Origin of the sequence: Streptomyces sp. PKU-EA00015 (assembly GCF_013387495.1) — a bacterium.
Lineage (GTDB): Bacteria > Actinomycetota > Actinomycetes > Streptomycetales > Streptomycetaceae > Streptomyces.
Map to the genome: position 1 here is coordinate 134,232 of NZ_JABZEE010000024.1, position 19,277 is coordinate 153,508.

Sequence of the window (19,277 nt, forward strand, 5' to 3'; positions counted from 1 at the left end):
TCACCCGCGCGGCGGCCCGCGACAGCCCGTTCCGGGACCTGCTGCCGTGGATCAATGTCGTCGTCGGCTCATACGGTCGAGGGTACGCCGATGCGGGTCCGGCGGCTCTCCGTTTTCGCGTCCCCGCGGCATCTGCCGTGATGCGGCCGGGAGTTGACTCTCCCCCGGGATCCAGCAAGATCGTCACTCGGCATCACTCACCGCAGGGAGGAATCCGGCGTGACCTTCGGGGGACAGAATCCGTACGGCCCGACGTGGCAGCCGAACGGGGGCCCGCCGCCGTACGTGCCGCCTCCCTCGCCGTACGGACCGCCGCCGTACCGCCCGCCCGCCACCACGCTGTGGCAGCGGTTCCGCGAGGACGAGTGGCCGCCGCTGCGGGAGGTGATGAGCCGTCTGCCGGTTCCCGGCTGTGCGTGGGTCGCGATCCTCTTCTGCGTCTGGCCGGCGCTCTTCGTGGTGATCTGTTACCCGGTCGCCCGCTCGGCGCGGCGGACGGCCCGCTCGGTCTTCCCCGTGCACAGCCACCGCCGTATCCAGGACCCGGACGTTGTGCGGGTGCAGAAGATCCGCGCCTGGATCGCGCTCGCCGCGTCCTTCGCCATCCTGGCCGCGTACGGCACCGAGGCGGACTGGTCGCAGGCGCAGGACCAGGTGCTCTTCCGGCTCGCGGTCACGCCCTGGCTGCTGCTGCTCACCGCCCCCGTCGTGATCGCCGTCCTGTTCCGCCTCGCGCCCGCCCACGCGCGGGCGGCGATGCGTGCGCGGGTGCGCCCCGCCGTCCGCCTGGCGCTGCGGTACTTCGGCGCCTTCACGGCGGTGCCGATCCTGTTCGCCGGGGTCATGTTCCTCAGCCGGGCCCTGCCCGACGGCGTGCTCAGCACGCTGCTCACCTTCGCGCTGCTCCTGCCCGTCCTGTGGGTGCTGTTCTTCGTCGCCTTCGCCTCGTCGACGGTCGTCCGGGGGGCGTTCGACACCGCCGAGATCCATGCCGCGCTCCCCGCCCTGCTGACGGGCGTGCTGGTGTGGGAGCTCGCGGCGATCAACCTGGTGACGGCCGGCATGCCGCCCGGCCCGCCGCTCGTCCAGATCTGTGCCGTGATCGGCGGCCCGGCATCGGTGTCGGCGGTGGCGTGGTGGGAGATCGGCCGCCTGCGCACCCGGTACGGAGTGACGCTGCGGGGGCAGGGTGCGTGAGGCGCGATGATTTTCGAACGGCCCGGCAGTCTCTTCTGCCGTACCCACCACCGTGAGGAACAGGAGCGAGTCCCGTGCGCATAGTGATCAGTGAGTTCATGAGCCTGGACGGCGTCGTGCAGGCGCCCGGCGGTCAGGGTGAGGACACCGACGGCGGCTTCGCGCACGGGGGTTGGACGCATCCGTTCTTCGACCCGGAGGTGGTGGGCGGCACCTTCGACGACGCGCTGTCCCAGGCCGAGGCGCTGCTGTTCGGGCGTCGCACGTGGCGGGCGATGGCCGCGGCGTGGCCCGACCGCGCCGGTGACCCGTTCGCCGACCGGATGAACTCCCTCCCGAAGTACGTCGTCTCGCGCACGCTCGGCGACGACGAGCTGACATGGGACAACACCACGCGCATCCCCGGCGACGAGGCCGTGGCGCAGATCCGCAAGCTGCGCGAGGCCGACGGCGGCGACCTGCTGGTCATGGGGAGCTCCGCACTGGCGCGCACCCTCCTGGGCGAGGGCCTGGTCGACGAGCTCCGGCTCATGATCATGCCGGTGCTCCTCGGCGGCGGGAAGAGGATCTTCCCCGACGACGGTGCGCTGCGGACGCTGGAGCTGGTCTCCACGGTCACCAGCGGTACGGGCGTGAACGTGTGCACCTACCGGCCGGTGGCCGAGGCGTAGTCCGGGCGGGCCCGGTCGAGGGCGAAGGGGCCCGGCTTCACTCGCGGGTGAAGGTGCCCAGGCCGTTCGTGTCGAGGCTTTCCACCCTCACCCGCGAGGCCTGTCCGTCGTCGCCGACGGTGAACGTGACGCCCGTGCGGCCGACCGCGTTCTCGCCCACCGTCTCGAAGCTGAACGTGTCACCGCTGTAGTGGGTGAGCGCGAACCGCAGGGGCCTGGGCCCCAGATGCAGTGACAGCGCGCCGTCGTCGGCGGTGACCGTCAGCGGACCGTAGTAGTCGTTGCGGTACGTCCCGGTGTACGCGTCGTCGGCCCTCGCGTCGGCGGCGCCCGACGGCGGCTTCGTGTAGTCGGTGGGGGAGCGGCCGGCGTTCTCCTCCTGCTCGTAGATCCGGGCGACCAGGGGGAGCCAGTCCTGCGTCGGCCTGCCCTGCTGTGCCGTGTCGAAGAAGTTCAGGGCGACGGAGTCGGCGAGACCCACCGGCTTGCCGTTGGTGAGCACGACGATGCCGAGCTGCTCGGCCGGCACCATCGTCACGTTGGTGTTCGCGCCGAGCTCGAACGCGCCGGAGTGGCTCAGGCGCAGGCGGCCCTGGTCGTTGTAACTGACGTTCCAGCCGAGGCCGTAGAAGCCGGCCCGGTCCGTGGGGGGCGCGGGCGGCTGGGAGACGATCTCGGGAAGGTGGGTGCGCTGCAACTGCTCGGCGGGGACGATCTGCTCGCCCGCGAGCTTGCCGTTCGCGAGTTGCAGGCGGAGCCACCGCGTCATGTCACGGGCCGTGGAACTGACTCCGCCGGCCGGGGACTGGGCGTCGGGGTCGCGGACGAACTTCGCCTCCCAGTCGCCCTGCGCGTTCTGCACGTGGGTGACCGCCTTGTTCGCGGCCTTCTCGTAGTCGGCGAACGATGAGCTGGTCGCCGTCATGCGGGCTGGCCGGTACAGCGAGTCCTCGGCCAGCTTCTCCCACGTCGTGTCCTTCGCGTCGGCGACCGCCTCGGCCGCCGCGGTGAAACCGTAATTGGTGTACGCGTAGCTCGCACGGAACGGCGACAGGGGCTCGAGCCGCAGGTGGCCGAGAATGTACTGCTGGTCGTAGCCGAGGTCTTCGAGCAGGTCACCCGCGTGGTCGGGCAGCCCGCTGCGGTGGGACATCAGATCGGCGACCGTCACGTGCCGCGTCGTCCACGGGTCCTTGAGCGCGAAGTCGGGCAGATGCCGGGTCACGGGGGTGCCCCAGCCAATGGCCTTGTCGCCCACCGCGTCGGCGACGACGGTCGAGGCGATCGGCTTCGACAGGCTGGCGAGCTGGAACACCGTGTCCGGGGACACGGCGCCCGCCTTGCCGACCTCACGCTCGCCGAAGCCCTTCAGGTACACGACCTCGTCCTTGTGGACGACGGCCACGGCGACGCCCGGCACGCCGGTCTTCTCCATGCCCGCCCGGATCTGCCCGTCGAGCTCGGCGACGGCGTCGGCCACCTGCTTGTCCGTGAGCATCGGGGCGACGGCCCGATGGGCGGCAGGGGAGCGGGGCGGCGGGCCGGCCGTGGCCGTCGTCGTCGCGTACGTCGCCGCGAGGACAGAGGCCAGACCTGCCGCGGCGTACACGCGTGGCCTGCCCCTGCGGTGCCTTCCGTACCGTCGGACACCCATGCGTTCCATTCAACGCCCGGCGGTTGCCTCTGTCGCGCGGGGCGGTTCCGGGTGCGCTGTGAGGGGAGGGCGCGGAGCCGAGCGGCGGGCCCACAGCAGCGCGCCCGCGCAGAGGACCGCGCCGCCCAGGAGCCACGCGGGCGGGCCGGCCGGCAGGGCGCCCGCGACCACACCCGCCAGCGCGCCGACCGACTGGAGCGCGAGGGACCGCACGGACAGGGCCGTGGCGCGGACGTCGCTGTCGACGCGGTGGTGCAGCAGGTCGTTCTCGTTGGGTCCGGCCGAGCCGAGGCCCAGGTAGATCAGGCCGTACCCCAGGGCGGCGAGAGCGAGGGCCACCGGTCCGTGCGACGCGGCGGTCACACCGAGCAGGATCAGACCGGCGGAGCTCAGCCCGATGCTCGCGAGCACCGCGTGTTCGCCGCTGCCCGTCACCCGGGCCGCAAGGGGCGCGAAGTGGCTGCCGATCGCGGTGCAGACGAACCCCGCGCAGGCCAGGGCTGCGAACAGCACGGCACCGGACTCGGGCGCGCCCGTCAGGCCGGCGGCGCGGCCCGGGGTGAGCAGTTCGACGGTGGCCAGACCGGCACCGGCCGCGCCCGCCGTCATCAGGAGACGCCGGACCAGGGCGTCCCCCGCCCCCAGACGCAGTCCGCCGAGCACGGTGGCGGGGACGCCGCGGAGCACGGCGCGCAGCGTGGTGCGGGGCCGGGGCGGCTCGGGGAGGGCGAGCAGCACGTACGCGACGTAGCCGGCGCCGAGGGCCGCGCCGAGCAGGGCCGGGGCGGAGAGCGGCAGCAGCAGGCCGCCGGTGGCCGCGCCGAGGTCGGGGCCGAGGCGGAGGAGGAGCGGCAGCCCGCCGCCGACGAGGGTGCCGGCGGCCAGCGCGGCGGCGGAGGCGGTGCCCGCGCGGGCGAGCCCGGTGCGCAGTTCGGCGCCCGGACCGGAGTGGGCCTGGACCGTGTCGACGTACCACGCCTCGGCGGGGCCGCTGGACAGGGCGCGGCCCGAGCCCATCAGGAGCATGGCGACGGCGAGCATCCAGACGGTGGTGCCGAGCGCGAGCACGGTGAGGGCGGCGGCGTTGAGCAGCCCGGCGGCGGCGAGAACGGGCCGGCGGCCGACGACGTCGGCGAGGCCGCCGGTGGGCAGCTCCATGACGGAGACGGTGACCGAGTGGACGGCGAAGAGCGCGGCGACGACGGCGAGGCTCATGCCGCGTTCGGTCATCAGCAGGACCTGGGAGGGGATGTAGAGGCCGACCGGGAGCCAGAAGAGCCCGGTGGCGGCGACGAAGCGACGGCGTGCGGAACGGGGGTCGAGAGGGGCGCCAATGTACACTCGGAGGCGTCGTTTGGTGTTCATCATGTACAGGATGGAGGCGGGGATGTCGTTGACGCACATCGATATCGATGACGAGGCGCTGGAGACGGCCAAACGCTTGGGTGGGCATCGCACGAAGACGGCGGCGGTGGCGAAGGCGCTCGAGGAGTACAACAAGCGTCTTATGCGCGCCGCTGCCTACGAGAAGTACTTCGAGCTCGCACAGGACTGGGACATCGAGGGTGCTGAGGCTGCTCACCGCGCCGACAAGGAGGCGTACGGTCGGTGAACGTCTATCTACTCGACTCCACCGCATTGTGGCGAATGACGCGTGACAAGGTGCTGCGCGCAGCGTGGCAGTCAACCGTCATGAACGGCGATGTCCGGTCGTGCTACCCGCAGCGGGTCGAGTTTCTGCGGTCTGCCCGGGACTTGAAGGAGTTCGAGGCGTACAGCGCCATGTTCGCCGAGTTGTACGACGACGTTCCCGTTCCAAAGGGAGCGGCGAAGTGGATCGGGGGCCTGCAGCTGCGTGCCGCCGAGCGCGGTGCGCACCAGGCGCTGTCAGCTGTCGACCTCCAGATCTGCGCGACGGCCGCCCACCACGGTCTCATCGTGCTGCACGACGACAAGGACTTCGTGACCGCGGCCCGTTTCGCCGTCGAGCTTCAGCAGCACAACGTGCACGACGGCCCGCGATGAGGCCCCGCCCGTGAACGGGCGTCAAGGGGCCGGGTCCTCAGCGGGACCCGGTTGCGGGGCTCTGCCCCGGATCCCCGCTCCTCACGCGCCCGGGGACCCGGGCGCGCATGACGTCAGCGCCGCGCGCAGGTGACCGTTCGAGCGGGTCAGGAGGGCGGACGCCGTGCCCGCGTCGACTCCCCCCAGAATCACCAGGATCGCGTTCTTCACCTCTCCTCCCGTCGCCTCGAGCGCCGCCTCGATCTCCTCGTCCGCCGCCCCCGTCGCCAGCGACACGATCCGCCGGGACCTCGCCCGCAGCTTGTCGTTCGACGCGCGCACGTCCACCATCAGGTTTCCGTACGTCTTGCCGAGGCGGATCATCGTGATCGTCGAGATCATGTTGAGGACCAGCTTCTGCGCCGTGCCCGCCTTCAACCGCGTCGAGCCCGTGAGCAGTTCGGGACCGACCACGATCTCGACGGCGTGGTCCGCCGCCGCGCCCAGCACGCTCGCCGCGTTGCAGGACAGGCCGATCGTCAGCGCGCCCAGCGACCGCGCGTGCTCCACCGCGCCGATCGCGTACGGTGTGCGGCCCGACGCGGAGATGCCGACCACCGTGTCGTCCTCGGTCACCTTCAGCGCGTCCAGGTCCGCCGCCGCCAGCTCCTTGCTGTCCTCCGCGCCCTCGACCGCCGTGAACATCGCCGTCGGGCCGCCCGCGATCAGGCCCGTGACCTCCGACGGGTCCGTGTTGAACGTGGGCGGGCACTCGCTGGCGTCCAGGACCCCGAGGCGGCCCGCCGTGCCCGCACCCGCGTAGATCAGCCGGCCTCCTCGGGACATGCGCTCGGCCGTGGCGTCGATCGCGGCGGCGATGACGGGCAGTTGGGCGGCGACGGTGGCGGGGACGGTCTCGTCCTCGCCGTTCATGATGCGCGCGATCTCCAGTGTCGGCAGCCGGTCGATGTCGGCGAGCTCGGGACGGAACGCCTCCGTCGTGAGCGTGGCGAGCTGGGCGCGGAGTTCACCGTAGGTGGGGGTCATGAGGAGCGGCTCTGCTTTCTCGGGACGTACGGCGTGTGGGGGTCAGCGGGTGCGCGGACTGTGGCGGTGCGCGAGAGCCTCGTACGACGCGGCGAGGGCAGGCGCCGCCGACTCGTACGTGCGCTGTGCCACACCGATGAACAGGCAGTCGACGACCAGCAGTTGACTGGTGCGGGAGGACATCGCGGCCGGGCGCAGTTCGCTCTCGCGCGCGGTGGAGGTCGTGAGGATGTGGTCGGCGTACTGCGACACGGGGCCGTCCGGGCGGCCGGTGATCGCGATCGTGGTGGCGCCCCGGTCGAACGCCACCCGCAGCGGCTCGATCACGTCCCCCGTGGAGCCGGAGTGCGTGATGGCGACGGCGACGTCGCCGGAGCGCAGCTGTACGGCGTTGGTCACCGCGAGGTGCGGGTCGCTGTGCGCGTGCGCGATCAGGCCGATGCGCAGCAGCTTCTGGGCGAGGTCCATGCCGACGAGGGAGGAGGCGCCGACGCCGTAGATGTCGATGCGGCGGGCCGTGGCCGCGGCGGCCACGGCCGCGCCGAGCTGCACGGTGTCGAGGCCGGCGGCGGTGTCGGCGAGCGTCTGCTGCTCGTCGTACGCGAGCTTGGCGACGACGTCCCCGATCGGGTCGTCGACGGCGATGTCGGTGGTGAGGGCGGGCGCGCGGCCCGACTCCTGGTGGGCGGCGAGACCGGCGAGCGCGAGGCGCAGATCGCGGTAGCCGGGGTAGCCGAGGAGACGGGCGGTGCGGACGACGGTCGCCTCGCTGGTGCCCGTGAGCTCGGCGAGTCCGGTGACCGTGAGGGCGGCGCAGCCTGCCGGATCATCGGCGACGGCTTCGGCGACCCGCTGCATGGAGCGGGTCATGGACGGCGAGAGCGTGCGCACCTTCGCCGCGAGGGCGGCGGGAGGGGGGACCTCCCGCGTGCCGGGAGCGGCAGGGAGGGGTGCCTCACCGCTGAAAATTTCCTTCACTGGATTGGTCACATCTGAAAGATATTTTCGTATTTCGGGTGCCGTCAAGACCCGTAGACAATGGGGACATGGATCGGACGAACCCACTGGAACAGGCACTGCACGCCGCCCGCGCGCTGGTGCTCGCCGACCTCGCCGCCCGCGACGTGGCCGACGCCGGTGTCGTCTCGCTGGTCGAGGAGGCGGTGTCACACCGCCGGTGGTGGGCCGAGCAGTGGCCCGAGGGCGTCGCGTACGTCGCGGGGCTCGTCGCCCAGGACGTCCAGGACGCGCTGCTGGAGCGGCACGGCCGCTGGCCGCTGTGCCCGGTCTGCGACGCGGGCGACCCGCACGCGCTGGAGATCGAGCCCGAACTGGGGCCGGACCCGCACTGGGTGTGCGGCAAGGCCGGGGTCGTGGTGGCACCGGTGGGCGGCCTGCGGTGACGGTCTACATCGACCCGCCGAGCTGGCCGGGCCACGGCCGCATGTGGTCGCACATGGTCAGCGACGTGTCCTTCGACGAACTGCACGCGTTCGCCGAGTCGATCGGCTGCCCGCGCCGCGCGTTCGAACGCGATCACTACGACGTGCCCTCGCACCGGTACGCGGACGCGGTGGCGGCGGGCGCGGTCGAGATCGGTTCCAAGGAGCTCGTACGCCGCCTGACCGACGCGGGCCTGCGCAGGCCCAAGAACCGCCCGTCCGCGTAGGGCCTGTCGTCAGGCGTGCTCGGTCAGGGCCGCCGCGCCCCGCGGGTCCGCCGCCGAGCCCGTCACCAGACGGGACCTGCTGTGCGGCCGCAGCGACACGGCGACGAGCACGATGGCCACGACGGTCATCGCCGCGCCCGCCCACGCCGTCGACGCGAAACCGAGGTCCGCGTCGATGACCGTGCCACCGAGCCACGGGCCGCCCGTGTTGCCCACGACGGTCGTCCCTGTCGTTCCCCACCGGGCCGGTGTCTCACGATGCGGCCAGCAGCTCCAGCTCCACCGTGAGGTTGTGGCGGGCAGGCTCCTCCCACTCGCGCGCGCCGTACGGGGTGTGGAACAGGCGCGGCAGCCGCAGCAACTGGCGCAGCACCGCCGCCCGCCCGTCGCGGAACGCCTCCTCGGGGACGAACGCGTACTCCTCGCGCACCGCCGCCGCATAGGCCGCGTACGCCTCCGGGGCCGCGGCCAGGATCGCCAGGTCGGCGTCGCACAGGACCTGGCCGTTGCGGTCGTCGCCGGCCGGGTCGTGCGTGACGGTGAGGCGGACGAGCCGGGCGACCTCGGCGGTGGCCCCGGCGCTCAGCCCGGCCTCGGGAAGGGCACGCTCGGCGAGCCGGGCGGAGCGCTCCTCGTTCTCGGATCGGTCAGGCAGGTACACCGCGTCGTGGAACCAGGCCGCGAGACGCACGAGGTCGGGGTCGGCGGCGTGGGCGGCCAGGGTGTCGACATGGTCCAGCACCGCGATGAGATGCGCCGTGGTGTGGTAGCGCCGCTGCGGTTCGGCCCAGCGGCCGAGGAGGTTGTCGGCATAGGGCACGGGGTCGGGTCCGTCCGCCCCTCCGCGGGCGGCGAGGAGGGCCTGGGTCCAGCGGGCACGGAGATCGGCGGCGGCGTCGCTCATGTGCCGACTCTAGAGCGGCTCCCGTGCGGAGCGGGACGGGCGGGGCCCCGACCCGGGGGCAGGGGCGTCACCCGGCCGCCTCGAAGCTGCGCAGCCGGAGGGAGTTGCCGACGACGAACACGGAGGAGAAGGCCATCGCGGCTCCGGCGATCATCGGGTTGAGGAGGCCGGCGGCGGCGAGGGGGAGGGCCGCGACGTTGTAGGCGAAGGCCCAGAACAGGTTCGACTTGATGGTCCCGAGCGTCTTGCGGGAGAGGCGGATGGCGTCGGCGGCGGCGTTGAGGTCGCCCCGTACGAGGGTGAGGTCGCCGGCCTCGATGGCGGCGTCGGTGCCGGTTCCCATGGCGAGTCCGAGGTCGGCCTGGGCGAGTGCGGCGGCGTCGTTGACGCCGTCGCCGACCATGGCGACGCTGCGGCCCTCGGCCTGGAGGCGCTTGACGACGTTCACCTTGTCCTCGGGCATGACCTCGGCGACGACCTCGTCGATGCCGACCTCCTTCGCCACGGTCTCGGCGACGGCCTTGTTGTCGCCGGTGAGCAGGATCGGGGTGAGGCCGAGGCCGCGCAGCCGCCGGATGGCTTCGGCGCTGGTGTCCTTGACGGCGTCGGCGACCTCCAGGACGGCGCGGGCCTCGCCGTCCCAGGCGACGGCGACGGCGGTGCGGCCGGCCGCCTCGGCCTCGGCCTTGGCGCGCTCCAGCTGGACGGGGAGAGGGATCTCCCACTCCTCGAGCAGCTTCTCGCGGCCGACGAGGACGGCGTGGCCGTCGACGATGCCCTGGACGCCGAGGCCGGGGATGTTGGCGAAGTCCTCGGGGGTGGGCAGGGCACCGGCCTTGTCCGACGCCCCGGTGGCGACGGCCTGGGCGATGGGGTGCTCGGAGGCGTGCTCCAACGCGCCCGCCAGCCGCAGGACTTCGGTCTCGGTGGTGGTGTCGGCGGTGTGGACGGCGAGCAGGGTCATCCTGCCGGTGGTGACGGTGCCGGTCTTGTCGAGGACGATCGTGTCGACCTTGCGGGTGGTCTCGAGCACCTCGGGGCCCTTGATCAGGATCCCCAGCTGGGCGCCGCGGCCGGTGCCGACCATGAGCGCGGTGGGCGTGGCCAGGCCCAGGGCGCAGGGGCAGGCGATGATCAGGACGGCGACGGCGGCGGTGAACGCGGCGGTCCGGCCCGCGCCGTTGCCGAGCCAGAAGCCGAGCGTCGCGAGGGCGAGGCCGATGACGACGGGCACGAAGACGGCGGAGATCCTGTCGGCGAGCCGCTGGGCGGCGGCCTTGCCGTTCTGCGCGTCCTCCACCAGCTCGGCCATACGGGCGAGTTGAGTGTCGGCGCCGACGCGGGTGGCCTCGACGACCAGGCGGCCGCCGGCGTTCAGGGTCGCCCCCGTCACCGCGTCGCCGACGGTGACCTCGACGGGAACGGACTCGCCGGTGAGCATCGAGGCGTCGACGGCGGAGGCGCCCTCGACGACGGTGCCGTCGGTGGCGATCTTCTCCCCGGGACGCACCAGGAACCGGTCCCCCACCCGGAGCTCGGCCGTGGGGATCGTCTCCTCCCGGCCGCCGCGCAGGACCGTGACCTCCTTGGCGCCCAGTTCCAGCAGCGCCTTGAGGGCGGCCCCGGCCTTGCGCTTGGAACGGGCCTCGAAGTACCGCCCGGCCAGGATGAACGCGGTGACCCCGGCGGCCGCCTCCAGGTAGATGTTCCCCGCGCCGTCGCTGCGGCCGATCGTCAGCTCGAAGGGGTGCGTCATGCCGGGCGTGCCGGCGGTCCCGAAGAACAGGGCCCACAGTGACCACAGGAACGCCGCCGAGGTGCCGACGGAGATCAGGGTGTCCATGGTGGCCGCGCCGTGGCGGGCGTTGGTGAACGCGGCGCGGTGGAAGGGCCAGGCGGCGTAGGTGACCACGGGGGCGGCGAGGGTGAGGCTGAGCCACTGCCAGTACTCGATCTGCAGGGCCGGGACCATCGCCATCGCGATGACCGGGACGCAGAGGACCACGGCCGTGATCAGGCGCTGGCGCAGGGGTGCGAGTGCGTCGCTCTCCGGTGGTTCGCCGCTCTCCTCGGGAGTGACTCGGGGCGGGGCGGGCTCGTGGGCGGTGTAGCCGGTGGCCTCGACGGTCGCGATCAGGTCCGCGACCTCGGTGCCGTCGGCGAAGGTGACCTTCGCCTTCTCGGTCGCGTAGTTCACGGTCGCCTCGACGCCGTCCATGCGGTTCAGCTTCTTCTCGATGCGGGCGGCACAGGAGGCGCAGGTCATGCCGCCGATGGCGAGTTCGACCTCGCGTGCTGCGGTGGTGGCCGGGTGGGCGGCTGCGGTCGGCATTCCTGCTCCTCGTCCAAGGGGTGATACCCCTAGGGGGTATCCTCGACTCATGTCCTGTATACCCCCTCCCCGTAAGAGGCGCAAGGGGTGAGGGTCGGCGTGAGCGGGGAACCCGGGTGCCGGAGTGCCGTGTGCGGCTGCCATGGGGGTGCGATGGGCATTAGGCTGGGATATTGGACTAGACCTCTCGGCCCGAAGGGCCGGGCAACCGCCGCAGCCGTCTCTCCTGGAGGAATGGGCCCATGAGCAACCGTGCACTCCTGGAGGTGATCGCCCTCGACGCGGAGGACGCGGTCGCAGCGCGTTCCGGAGGGGCCGACCGGCTGGAGCTGGTCGCCGACATGGCGGCCGACGGTCTGACCCCGGCGAGGCAGACCTTCGCCCGCGTCCGGGCGGCCGTGGACATCCCGGTGCGCGTCATGCTCCGCCTGACGGACGGGTTCTCGGCGGGCGGCCCGGAAGACGTCGACGCGCTGGTCCGGGCGGCGGAAGGGCTGCGGGCGGAGGGCGCGGACGAGTTCGTCTTCGGCTTCCTGGACGACCACGGCCACCCGGACCTCGTGACCGTCGAACGGCTGGTGGCGGTGCTGGGCGGCAGCCGCTGGACGTTCCACCGGGCGATCGACCGCGCGGCGGACCGCGACGCGCTGCGCAAGCAGCTGGCGGACGTGCCGGGCCTGGACACGTACCTGACGGCGGGGTCGCCGGAGGGCGTCGACGACGGGCTGCCGGCGCTGCTCGCCGAGGCGGCGCGGCGGGGCGAACCCGGCTACGAGGCGGCGCTCCTCGTCGGAGGCGGCCTGCGCCTCGCCCACGTTCCGGAGCTGCGGGCGGCGGGCGTCCGGGCGTTCCACATCGGCGGCGCGTCCCGCCCGGCGGGCTGGTCCCGCCCGGTGTCGCCCGAGGCGGTCGCGGAGTGGCGCGAGGCGCTGGACGCGTAGTGGTTCGGCGGGGGGCGCGTGACGCCCCCAGGGAGTCGACCGGTGGCTGAGGGGTACCGGCCCGCTCTACAGCACGTCCGCGGCGTGCAGCGCCGCATAGGCCGGGATGATCAGGGCGCAGGCGAGCCACCAGGAGAGCAGGCGGTAGCCGACCGACAGGCGGAAACCGGCGATGGCCACGGCCCCCCACGCCAATGACATCAACAGCGAGGGAATCGCGTCCTGGAACCTTTCCGCGGCCGTCCGCTCACCGAACCCCCACCCGGCGAAACTTGCCGCGACCACGGACGCGAACAGGAAGAACCCCAGAAAGGCCAGTCCCAGCACCCAGCGAATGATCCGTATGCCGACCTTCTGCTGCTCGTTCATGTCATCTTTCCTGTGTGGTGATGGCCGTGGACCGGCGCGGGACCTTCGGCCGAAGCCGCAGGCCGGCGCCGGTCCACGGCGCATTCGGCATTTTCTCAGCGGGTGTACTGGTACTGCTGTGCCGAGCAGCCGCCCATCCAGCCCGCGAGGCACTTCGGGTCTTCCAGCGCGTGATCGAAGACCAGCTTCAGGTAAGAGGTCCCGTCGGAGTACTGGTCGTAACGGTAGAACTGGTGATTCGGCATCTTGTCATGGGCACCGTAGATCCAGTGCGAACCGTTCTGATAGAGGTCCTGCTGGTTGTCATAGCTGATATCGGCGATCCCGGTGCAGTACGGATTGCCGACATTGTGCTCGATCACCGTGCGGGCATACCGGCCGTCGTTCTGCAGCGGCCGGATGACGAAGCCGTCGCCGCCGGCCGTGCGCTGGGAGTCGTAGTAGTAGGTGCTTCCCACCTTCCGGTAGCGCTTGGTGGGGCTGACGCCCTTCGACGTCCAGGTCGAGGCACTGGTCCAGTAGTGGTTGGACGCGGCCTTGGTGCGGTTCTTCCCGGTGTCGTAGCCGGTGCTCCGGCCGTCGCCGGAGAACCAGGGGGCGTTGTCGTCGGCCGACTCGCAGGGGAAGCCGAAGCCCCAGCTCTCCCCCTGCAGGTAGCTCATGGGGATGTACGTCTCGTACGTCGTACGGGACGTCGTCAGGGTGCGGACGTTCGCGGGCAGCGTGTCGCCGGGCCGGGCGTCGCTGGGGGTCTGCGCCACGTCCGTGGTCGCCGGGGTCACCTCGACGCCGTAGGTGGAGCGAGTGACGGTGTCCTCGGTGACCTCCTCGGCGGGCAGGACCAGCTCGGCGTCGATCGTGTACTCGGCGTTCTCGCCCAGCGCCGTCTCGGTCTGCAGCTGGGTGGCGGCGGTCGTGGTGAGCTTCGTGCCGTCGGCCGTGACCTCGTAGTCGGCCGCGTCCGGCAGGGCGCCCCAGCCGACGGTGGTGCCGGTGGGGGTGGTGACGGCGGTGAGCGGGGTCAGGCCCGAGGCCGCGTCGGGGACGGTGGCCAGCGCCTTGGCGATCAGGCGCGGGCCCTGCTCGGTCAGCGCGACGACGAGGACGGAGACGGAGGTCGGGGCCTGGACGGGAAGCGTGGCGGCGGTCTGCTCGCCGCGCCAGAGCACTTCGTGTGCCCGGTCGTCGATGACGAGGTAAGCGGTGGCGCCGGAGACGGAGGACCAGCTCAGCTCGACGCTGTCGTCGGTGACGGAGACGGCCGCCGGGGCCGCCGAGGTGGCGGCCTGCGTCGGCATCGCGCCACCGAGCAGCAGGCCGACGGCGAGCACCGGCGCGAGGAGGACCCGGCGCAGCCGCCGGGCGGGGTGGGGTCTCATGATGTCGCTGTTCTTCTTTCTTTCAGGCCGTGGTGCGGGAGAGGACCTCGCCGGTGCGGGCGTCGATCTCGACTCGGTCCGCGTCCGGGACGCGGGCCTCGGACCAGCCCGTCGGGGCACGGTCGAAGGTGACCGTCCAGCGGCTGGCGTTCCAGGTGTCGGCCACCACCGTGGCGGCCGTGGTGCGGTCGCCGGTCAGCTCGCGGGCCGTGGCCTCGGCCTGCTCCGCGGTCACCGGGAAGGCGGCGCTGTCGGCCGTGCCCCGGGCGGCGGAGAAGCTGACGACCGCGCCGGTGCGCCGGTCCAGCTCCACCGTCACCTCGCGCGCGGCGTCCCGGCCGTCGACGACGGTCCGCCAGCGCAGCAGCCGCACCGCGTCGCCTTCGATGTGGCTGGTGGTCTCGTCGGTGACCAGCCGCCAGTCCGCGCCGAAGCCGGGGACGTTGGCCTTCGCGAAGTCCTGGGCGGCGGTACGGGCCTCGGCGGCGGAGAGGGTCACCTCGCCCTCGGTCGACGCAGTGCCCACGGCGTCCAGGACGGTGCCGTCCTGCCGCTGCCGGTACTGGATGCCCTCGGCAGTCGTCACATCCGTCAGCTCGGCGCCGTCCGGGCCCTCGGTGGTGGTGGACGCGGTGGGGGTGAGCCGGCTGAAGGTGGTGAAGGGGAGGGCGGCGAGCGGCTGGCTGTTCAGCGGCTCACCGTTCCCGGCGGGCTTGAGCCGGACATCAGCCGGGTTGCCGACGGCGCCCCGGATCACGTAGTTGTTCCAGCCCCCGGCGCTGCCCTCCTTGGCCACCAGGTCGGTACGGGCCCGGTACAGCGCGGTGCTGATCGTCACGCCGGTCTTGGTGTGGTAGCCGAAGCGGTCCCAGAAGTAGTTGCCCGAGTAGTTGGTCAGGCCGATCGACGTTCCGGAGGAGGTCGCCGGGAAGTAGACAAGGCCGCTGAAGCTGATGACCGAGTCGACGCCCCGGGACACGGCGGCGTCGTTGAAGTTGCCCCACGGGCCGTTCAGCGAGGTGTAGCAGCCCGCCAGCACCATCAGCCGCATGTCGTCGACCTCGACGTAGGGGAAGTACTCGGAGACGAAGCGGAGGTTGGCGTACGGGCTGACCACGTCGGTGGCCGTACCGGCGGCCAGGATCGCGTCCTCGGCGTCGGTGGGGCCCTCGTCGGTCTGGAAGATCCCGGCGTTGGCGTGGCCGAACAAGCCGAGGACGGCGGCCCCGGTGCCGTCGTTGAAGGTGTTGGTCGCGCTGCGGCCGCCCGTGTAGCCGAGGGTGTCGTAGCCCATCGCGTTCGCGGCGCTGGTGAAGCTGGTGACGCTGTAGCGGCTGTCCAGCCCGTCGTTGTAGCGCTGCCCGATGTTCACGCCGGACGCGGCCTGGGACGGGGACGACAGCAGAGTCGCCGACGCCACTCCTGCCAGCGTGAGGGCGAGCCCGCCGCGCAGGGCACGCGTCACGCCGCCGCTGCCCCCTCCGGTTCTGCTGTGAGCCACTGAGTGACCTCTCCTTCGCAGCTGTTGCCACCGCTGATGGCACTGTCAGCCGCTCTACGGGGAGAGGCGGGGCTTGCGTCGCACGGATTCGCGATTTATTCGGTGGCCTCTTCGACGGCTCGTTGGAGGGTGGTGCCAGTGGCCTCGGCGGACGCCGCCGAAGCCGCTTCCCGGGCGCCCAGAACGTCCGGCTCCGGCAGGGCGGGCTCCGTGACCTCCGGCAGGGCGGGCTCCGTGACCTCCGGCAGCCTGGGCGTACCCGGAAGCGCCGGACCGGCGACCTCCGGCAGTCCCGGCGCTTCCGGCAGCCCCGGGCCGCCCGGCTCCCCCTGCGTTCCCGGTGCCCCCGCAGTGCCCGTCCCGTTGTCGCCCGGACGAGATAGCGCGCCGCCGTAGGGCAGCCCCGCACCGGGGTCGGCCGCCGGGGTGGCCGGATCCTTCGGCGTCCCCCGCTCCAGGACCGTCTGTGCCGTCGGGCTGCCCGGCTCCGCCGACCCCGGCACCGGGCGCCCCGGACCGCTCCCCGGCGCGGGGGCGGCCGTTCCCGGGGCGAGCAGGGTCAGCCCGGCGACCGTCAGCGCCACGGTGGCCGTCACCAGCGGCGCCGCTCCGGCCGGTACGCCACCGCCCACCGAGGTCGAACGGCTGCCCCGCCACGGCCACAGCAGGACGGCCAGGGTCCCGGCCAGCACACCGCGCAGCGTCTTGCGGGCGCGGGCCAGCAACGACTGAACGGCCCGATAGCTGAGCCCCATCCGCTGCGCGATCTGCCCCAGCTCCAAGCCCTGCGCCTGCAGACCGAGCGCCTCGGCCTGCCGCCCGGGCAACTCCTCCCGGCCGCGCCGGGTGAGCCAGTGCGCCTCGGCCCGGTCGCACACCCGGTCCTCGACGGTGACGTACCCGGGCAGCCCCCACGCCGCCCGCCGGTGCACCTCCGCCTCCCGGACGACCTGACGGTGCCGGTCGACGCACAGCCGCATCGTCACCGTGGTCAGCCAGCCGCCGAGCCGTTCGTCGTCCAGCTCCGGCCGTTCCATGGCCCGCACCATCGCCTCGTGCACGGCGTCCTCGGCGTCCTCCGGGCTCGCCGACCGCCGCCGGGCCACCCGCAGCAGCGCCTCCCGGTGCCCCCAGATCCGCTGCCACCTCTCGGCCCGCTCCTGTTCCCCCGCCGCCCCGGCCTTGCCGTACGTGATCACGGGCCCCGCTCCCTTCCGCCGCGCGTCGGCACTCGGCCGTCCGTACTTCCGCACGGAACCTAACCAGCCGGAAGTGGATCAGAAGGGCCGGGGCCCGGTGAGCGTCGTCCGGATGGAGGCCGAAGCAGCGCTTCCCTGTCACACCCTCGACCGGGCCCGCGCCGCGCCGACCCTCCCCGTCAGCCCAACTGCACCGGAAGTGGCTGCACGTGCAGAACCGTCAGGCCCGAGACCGCCCTCGTCAGCGCCACGTACAGGCGGCGCAGGCCCGTGCGTTCGTCCGGTTCGGCCGAGACCACCGCGGCCGGCTCGTCCAGGACCACGTAGTCGTACTCCAGGCCCTTCGCCAGTGACGCCGGCACCAGCGTCAGGCGGGTGTCGGGGGTCGTCTCCTCGCCCGGGGACAGGTACGGCAGGCCGGCCGACGCCAGTGCCGCGGCCAGCGCCGGCACGCGGGCGTCCGAGGCGATCAGGCCGATCGAGCCCTCCCGGGTCAGGGACTCCAGGCAGGCGGAGACGACCGCCGCGTCCAGGTCCGACACGGCGCGGACCGAGAGCGAACCCGGGTTCTCGCGCACCGAGGAGACCGGGGCCAGGCCCGGGGACATGTGGGGGAGGAGGCGGGAGGCGTACGCGATCACCTCGCGCGGCACGCGGAAGCCCGCCGTCAGCTCCTCGACCGCCGCCTCCGGCTTGCCGAGGTGGGACAGCGCCTCCGCCCACGACGCCGTCGCCCACGGCGTCGTCCCCTGGGCCAGGTCGCCCAGCACCGTCGCCGAGCCCGTCGAGCAGCGGCGGCCCACGGCCCGGTACTGCATCGGCGACAGGTCCTGCGCCTCGTCGAGCACGACGTGCCCGAGCGAGTGCGTGCGCTGCACCAGATCCGTCGCCTCGTCGATCAGCACCGCGTCGGCGGGCGACCACTGCGCGGACTTCACGCCGCGGGGCGGCTTCGGCAGCAGGATCGTGGCCTGCTCCTCGGCGGTGAGGATGCCGTCGGCGTGCGCGGCGAGGAACTCCGCGTCGGACAGCAGGCGCAGGACGAGTCTCGCCGGGTCCACCGGCGGCCAGACCGCCTTGACCGCCGCCTTCACCGCCGCGTTGCGTGCCACGGCGTCCTGGACGCGGTCGTCCGGGGCCTCGCCCGCCTGTTCCATGCGGACCAGAACCGCGTGCGCGATCCGCTGGGGCAGCGCGTCGCGCGCCGCGCCGTACCGCACGTCCCGGTCCAGCAACTCGCGGACGATCTCCTCCAGTTCGTACGCCGGGATCCGCCAGCGCCGCGACCCGCGCACCACCATCAGCGGCTCGGTCGGCAGCGTGACGTGCGAGCGGACCGCGCGGCGCAGCACCTCGGCCATCCGCGCGTCCCCCTTCACGACCGCCGCCGCTGCCGTGTCCTCGCCGCGCACCTCCACATGGGCGACGAGGTCGTCGACGGTGGACTGCCTGACCTCCAACTCGCCGAGAGCCGGGAGCACCTGCTCGATGTAGTGGAGGAAGGAGCGGTTCGGCCCGATGACGAGGGTGCCGGTGCGGGCGAGCCGTTCCCGGTGGGCGTAGAGCAGGTACGCGACACGGTGCAGGCCCACGGCCGTCTTGCCGGTGCCGGGACCGCCCTGGACGCACACCGTGCCGGACAGGCCGCTGCGGACGATCTCGTCCTGCTCGGGCTGGATCGTCGCCACGATGTCCCGCATCGGGCCGACGCGCGGCCGCTCGATCTCCGCCTGGAGGAGCTTGGAGGTCTGCTCGGCCTCCGAAGGGTCGGTGAGGTGCTCGTCCTCGTACGCGGTGAGCTCGCCGCCCGTGTAACCGAAGCGCCGTCGCAGGCCCACGTCCTGCGGGTCCTTGCGCGAGGCGCGGTAGAACGGCTGGGAGACGGGGGCGCGCCAGTCGATGACCATCGGGTCGCCGACCGCGTCGTGCACATGGCGGCGGCCGATGTAGAAGCGCTGCCCCTCCTGCGCGGTGTGCAGATAGTCGAGGCGGCCGAAGAACAGCGGGGTGTGCGACAGGTCGGCCAGCGCCTTGATGCGCTCCTCGATCTGGGCTTCCAGGACGACCGCGTTGACCCAGTTCGCGGTGACGTCCTTGATGTCGAGCGACTCGACGTCCTCGCGCATCGCGCGCAACGCGGCGCGTGAGGCGGCCAGATGGGCCCGCTCGCGTCCGAGCGGATCGCCGTCGGCCGTGAGCGCTCCCGTGGCGGAAGTGACGTCGGGTACAGGGGCGTGCGCGGGCACGGGTTGCCTCCGGGCTGATGCTGTGTGGTCACGACATGGCAGACCGGCCGGTTTCCGTCCGGGCGGTGGCGCTCCTCGGGGGAGGCGGGAGAGGCCCCGACCACGTCGGGGGCAAGCCCGCGATTGTAGTTGGGGCCCCGGAGGGAGGCGAACGGTTTTTCCGG

19 protein-coding genes are annotated in these 19,277 nt (G+C 72.7%); 7 read left to right on the forward strand and 12 right to left on the reverse strand.

The features are described from left to right. The first annotated feature begins 219 nt into the window (after positions 1 to 219). Together HW130_RS16340 and HW130_RS16345 are read left to right on the forward strand one after the other, a co-directional pair. Positions 220 to 1,197: a hypothetical protein gene (locus tag HW130_RS16340; RefSeq protein WP_177150302.1), complete on the forward strand. Its 978-nt coding sequence runs from the start codon at positions 220 to 222 to the stop codon at positions 1,195 to 1,197. A gap of 74 nt (positions 1,198 to 1,271) precedes the next feature. Then, positions 1,272 to 1,868, forward strand: a complete 597-nt coding sequence (locus tag HW130_RS16345; RefSeq protein ID WP_177150303.1) for a dihydrofolate reductase family protein — start codon at positions 1,272 to 1,274, stop codon at positions 1,866 to 1,868. Positions 1,869 to 1,905: 37 nt separating this feature from the next. Here the strand turns inward: HW130_RS16345 and HW130_RS16350 are convergent, their stop codons facing one another. Both HW130_RS16350 and HW130_RS16355 read right to left on the reverse strand, forming a co-directional pair. Then, positions 1,906 to 3,522 carry a serine hydrolase gene (locus HW130_RS16350; RefSeq protein ID WP_256356118.1) on the reverse strand — a complete coding sequence of 539 codons (1,617 nt, stop codon included), beginning with the start codon at positions 3,520 to 3,522 and terminating at the stop codon, positions 1,906 to 1,908. 9 nt (positions 3,523 to 3,531) lie between these two features. Next, positions 3,532 to 4,857: an MFS transporter gene (locus tag HW130_RS16355; protein ID WP_309140456.1), complete on the reverse strand. Its 1,326-nt coding sequence runs from the start codon at positions 4,855 to 4,857 to the stop codon at positions 3,532 to 3,534. 22 nt (positions 4,858 to 4,879) lie between these two features. Between HW130_RS16355 and HW130_RS16360 the strand changes: the two genes are divergently transcribed. Together HW130_RS16360 and HW130_RS16365 are read left to right on the forward strand one after the other, a co-directional pair. Next, positions 4,880 to 5,134 carry a type II toxin-antitoxin system VapB family antitoxin gene (locus HW130_RS16360; RefSeq protein ID WP_309140457.1) on the forward strand — a complete coding sequence of 85 codons (255 nt, stop codon included), beginning with the start codon at positions 4,880 to 4,882 and terminating at the stop codon, positions 5,132 to 5,134. After that, entirely contained in the window at positions 5,131 to 5,547 is a 417-nt protein-coding gene (locus HW130_RS16365) for a PIN domain-containing protein (RefSeq protein ID WP_177150306.1), read from the forward strand. Before HW130_RS16360 ends, HW130_RS16365 begins: the two co-directional genes overlap by 4 nt. Positions 5,548 to 5,628: 81 nt before the next feature. On the opposite strand, the gene murQ is transcribed toward HW130_RS16365, so the two are convergent. Together murQ and HW130_RS16375 are read right to left on the reverse strand one after the other, a co-directional pair. Then, positions 5,629 to 6,573 (reverse strand): N-acetylmuramic acid 6-phosphate etherase, encoded by a 945-nt coding sequence (murQ, locus tag HW130_RS16370; RefSeq protein WP_177150307.1) that lies wholly within the window; start codon positions 6,571 to 6,573, stop codon positions 5,629 to 5,631. 42 nt (positions 6,574 to 6,615) lie between these two features. Continuing rightward, positions 6,616 to 7,563 carry a MurR/RpiR family transcriptional regulator gene (locus HW130_RS16375; RefSeq protein WP_177150308.1) on the reverse strand — a complete coding sequence of 316 codons (948 nt, stop codon included), beginning with the start codon at positions 7,561 to 7,563 and terminating at the stop codon, positions 6,616 to 6,618. Between the two features lie 56 nt (positions 7,564 to 7,619). Between HW130_RS16375 and HW130_RS16380 the strand changes: the two genes are divergently transcribed. Next, entirely contained in the window at positions 7,620 to 7,976 is a 357-nt protein-coding gene (locus HW130_RS16380) for a hypothetical protein (protein WP_177150309.1), read from the forward strand. After that, positions 7,973 to 8,242 (forward strand): DUF4031 domain-containing protein, encoded by a 270-nt coding sequence (locus HW130_RS16385; RefSeq protein ID WP_177150310.1) that lies wholly within the window; start codon positions 7,973 to 7,975, stop codon positions 8,240 to 8,242. Before HW130_RS16380 ends, HW130_RS16385 begins: the two co-directional genes overlap by 4 nt. A 9-nt stretch (positions 8,243 to 8,251) precedes the next feature. On the opposite strand, the gene HW130_RS16390 is transcribed toward HW130_RS16385, so the two are convergent. The 3 genes from HW130_RS16390 to HW130_RS16400 form a co-directional block, all read right to left on the reverse strand. Then, positions 8,252 to 8,458 (reverse strand): hypothetical protein, encoded by a 207-nt coding sequence (locus HW130_RS16390; RefSeq protein ID WP_375256541.1) that lies wholly within the window; start codon positions 8,456 to 8,458, stop codon positions 8,252 to 8,254. Between the two features lie 37 nt (positions 8,459 to 8,495). Continuing rightward, the gene (locus tag HW130_RS16395; protein ID WP_177150311.1) at positions 8,496 to 9,146 is read right to left on the reverse strand and encodes a hypothetical protein; all 651 of its coding nucleotides are present in this window, start codon (positions 9,144 to 9,146) and stop codon (positions 8,496 to 8,498) included. A gap of 67 nt (positions 9,147 to 9,213) precedes the next feature. Beyond that, complete coding sequence (locus HW130_RS16400; protein WP_177150312.1) at positions 9,214 to 11,478, reverse strand: cation-translocating P-type ATPase; 2,265 nt, start codon at positions 11,476 to 11,478, stop codon at positions 9,214 to 9,216. A gap of 242 nt (positions 11,479 to 11,720) precedes the next feature. On the opposite strand from HW130_RS16400, the gene HW130_RS16405 reads away from it, so the two are divergent. Beyond that, a complete protein-coding gene (locus HW130_RS16405; protein ID WP_177150313.1) occupies positions 11,721 to 12,419 on the forward strand; it encodes a copper homeostasis protein CutC in 699 nt (232 codons plus the stop codon). 66 nt (positions 12,420 to 12,485) lie between these two features. Here the strand turns inward: HW130_RS16405 and HW130_RS16410 are convergent, their stop codons facing one another. The 5 genes from HW130_RS16410 to HW130_RS16430 all read right to left on the reverse strand — a co-directional run bounded on the left by HW130_RS16410 (position 12,486) and on the right by HW130_RS16430 (position 19,023). Further along, positions 12,486 to 12,788, reverse strand: coding sequence for a hypothetical protein (locus HW130_RS16410; RefSeq protein ID WP_177150314.1), 303 nt, complete (start codon positions 12,786 to 12,788; stop codon positions 12,486 to 12,488). A gap of 95 nt (positions 12,789 to 12,883) precedes the next feature. Then, positions 12,884 to 14,167, reverse strand: a complete 1,284-nt coding sequence (locus HW130_RS16415; RefSeq protein WP_177150315.1) for a hypothetical protein — start codon at positions 14,165 to 14,167, stop codon at positions 12,884 to 12,886. 22 nt (positions 14,168 to 14,189) lie between these two features. Next, positions 14,190 to 15,668, reverse strand: a complete 1,479-nt coding sequence (locus HW130_RS16420; protein ID WP_177150316.1) for a PepSY domain-containing protein — start codon at positions 15,666 to 15,668, stop codon at positions 14,190 to 14,192. A gap of 95 nt (positions 15,669 to 15,763) precedes the next feature. Further along, positions 15,764 to 16,867 (reverse strand): sigma-70 family RNA polymerase sigma factor, encoded by a 1,104-nt coding sequence (locus HW130_RS35935; protein WP_309140454.1) that lies wholly within the window; start codon positions 16,865 to 16,867, stop codon positions 15,764 to 15,766. A gap of 179 nt (positions 16,868 to 17,046) precedes the next feature. Beyond that, complete coding sequence (locus HW130_RS16430; protein WP_256356133.1) at positions 17,047 to 19,023, reverse strand: UvrD-helicase domain-containing protein; 1,977 nt, start codon at positions 19,021 to 19,023, stop codon at positions 17,047 to 17,049. Between the last annotated feature and the right edge of the window lie 254 nt (positions 19,024 to 19,277).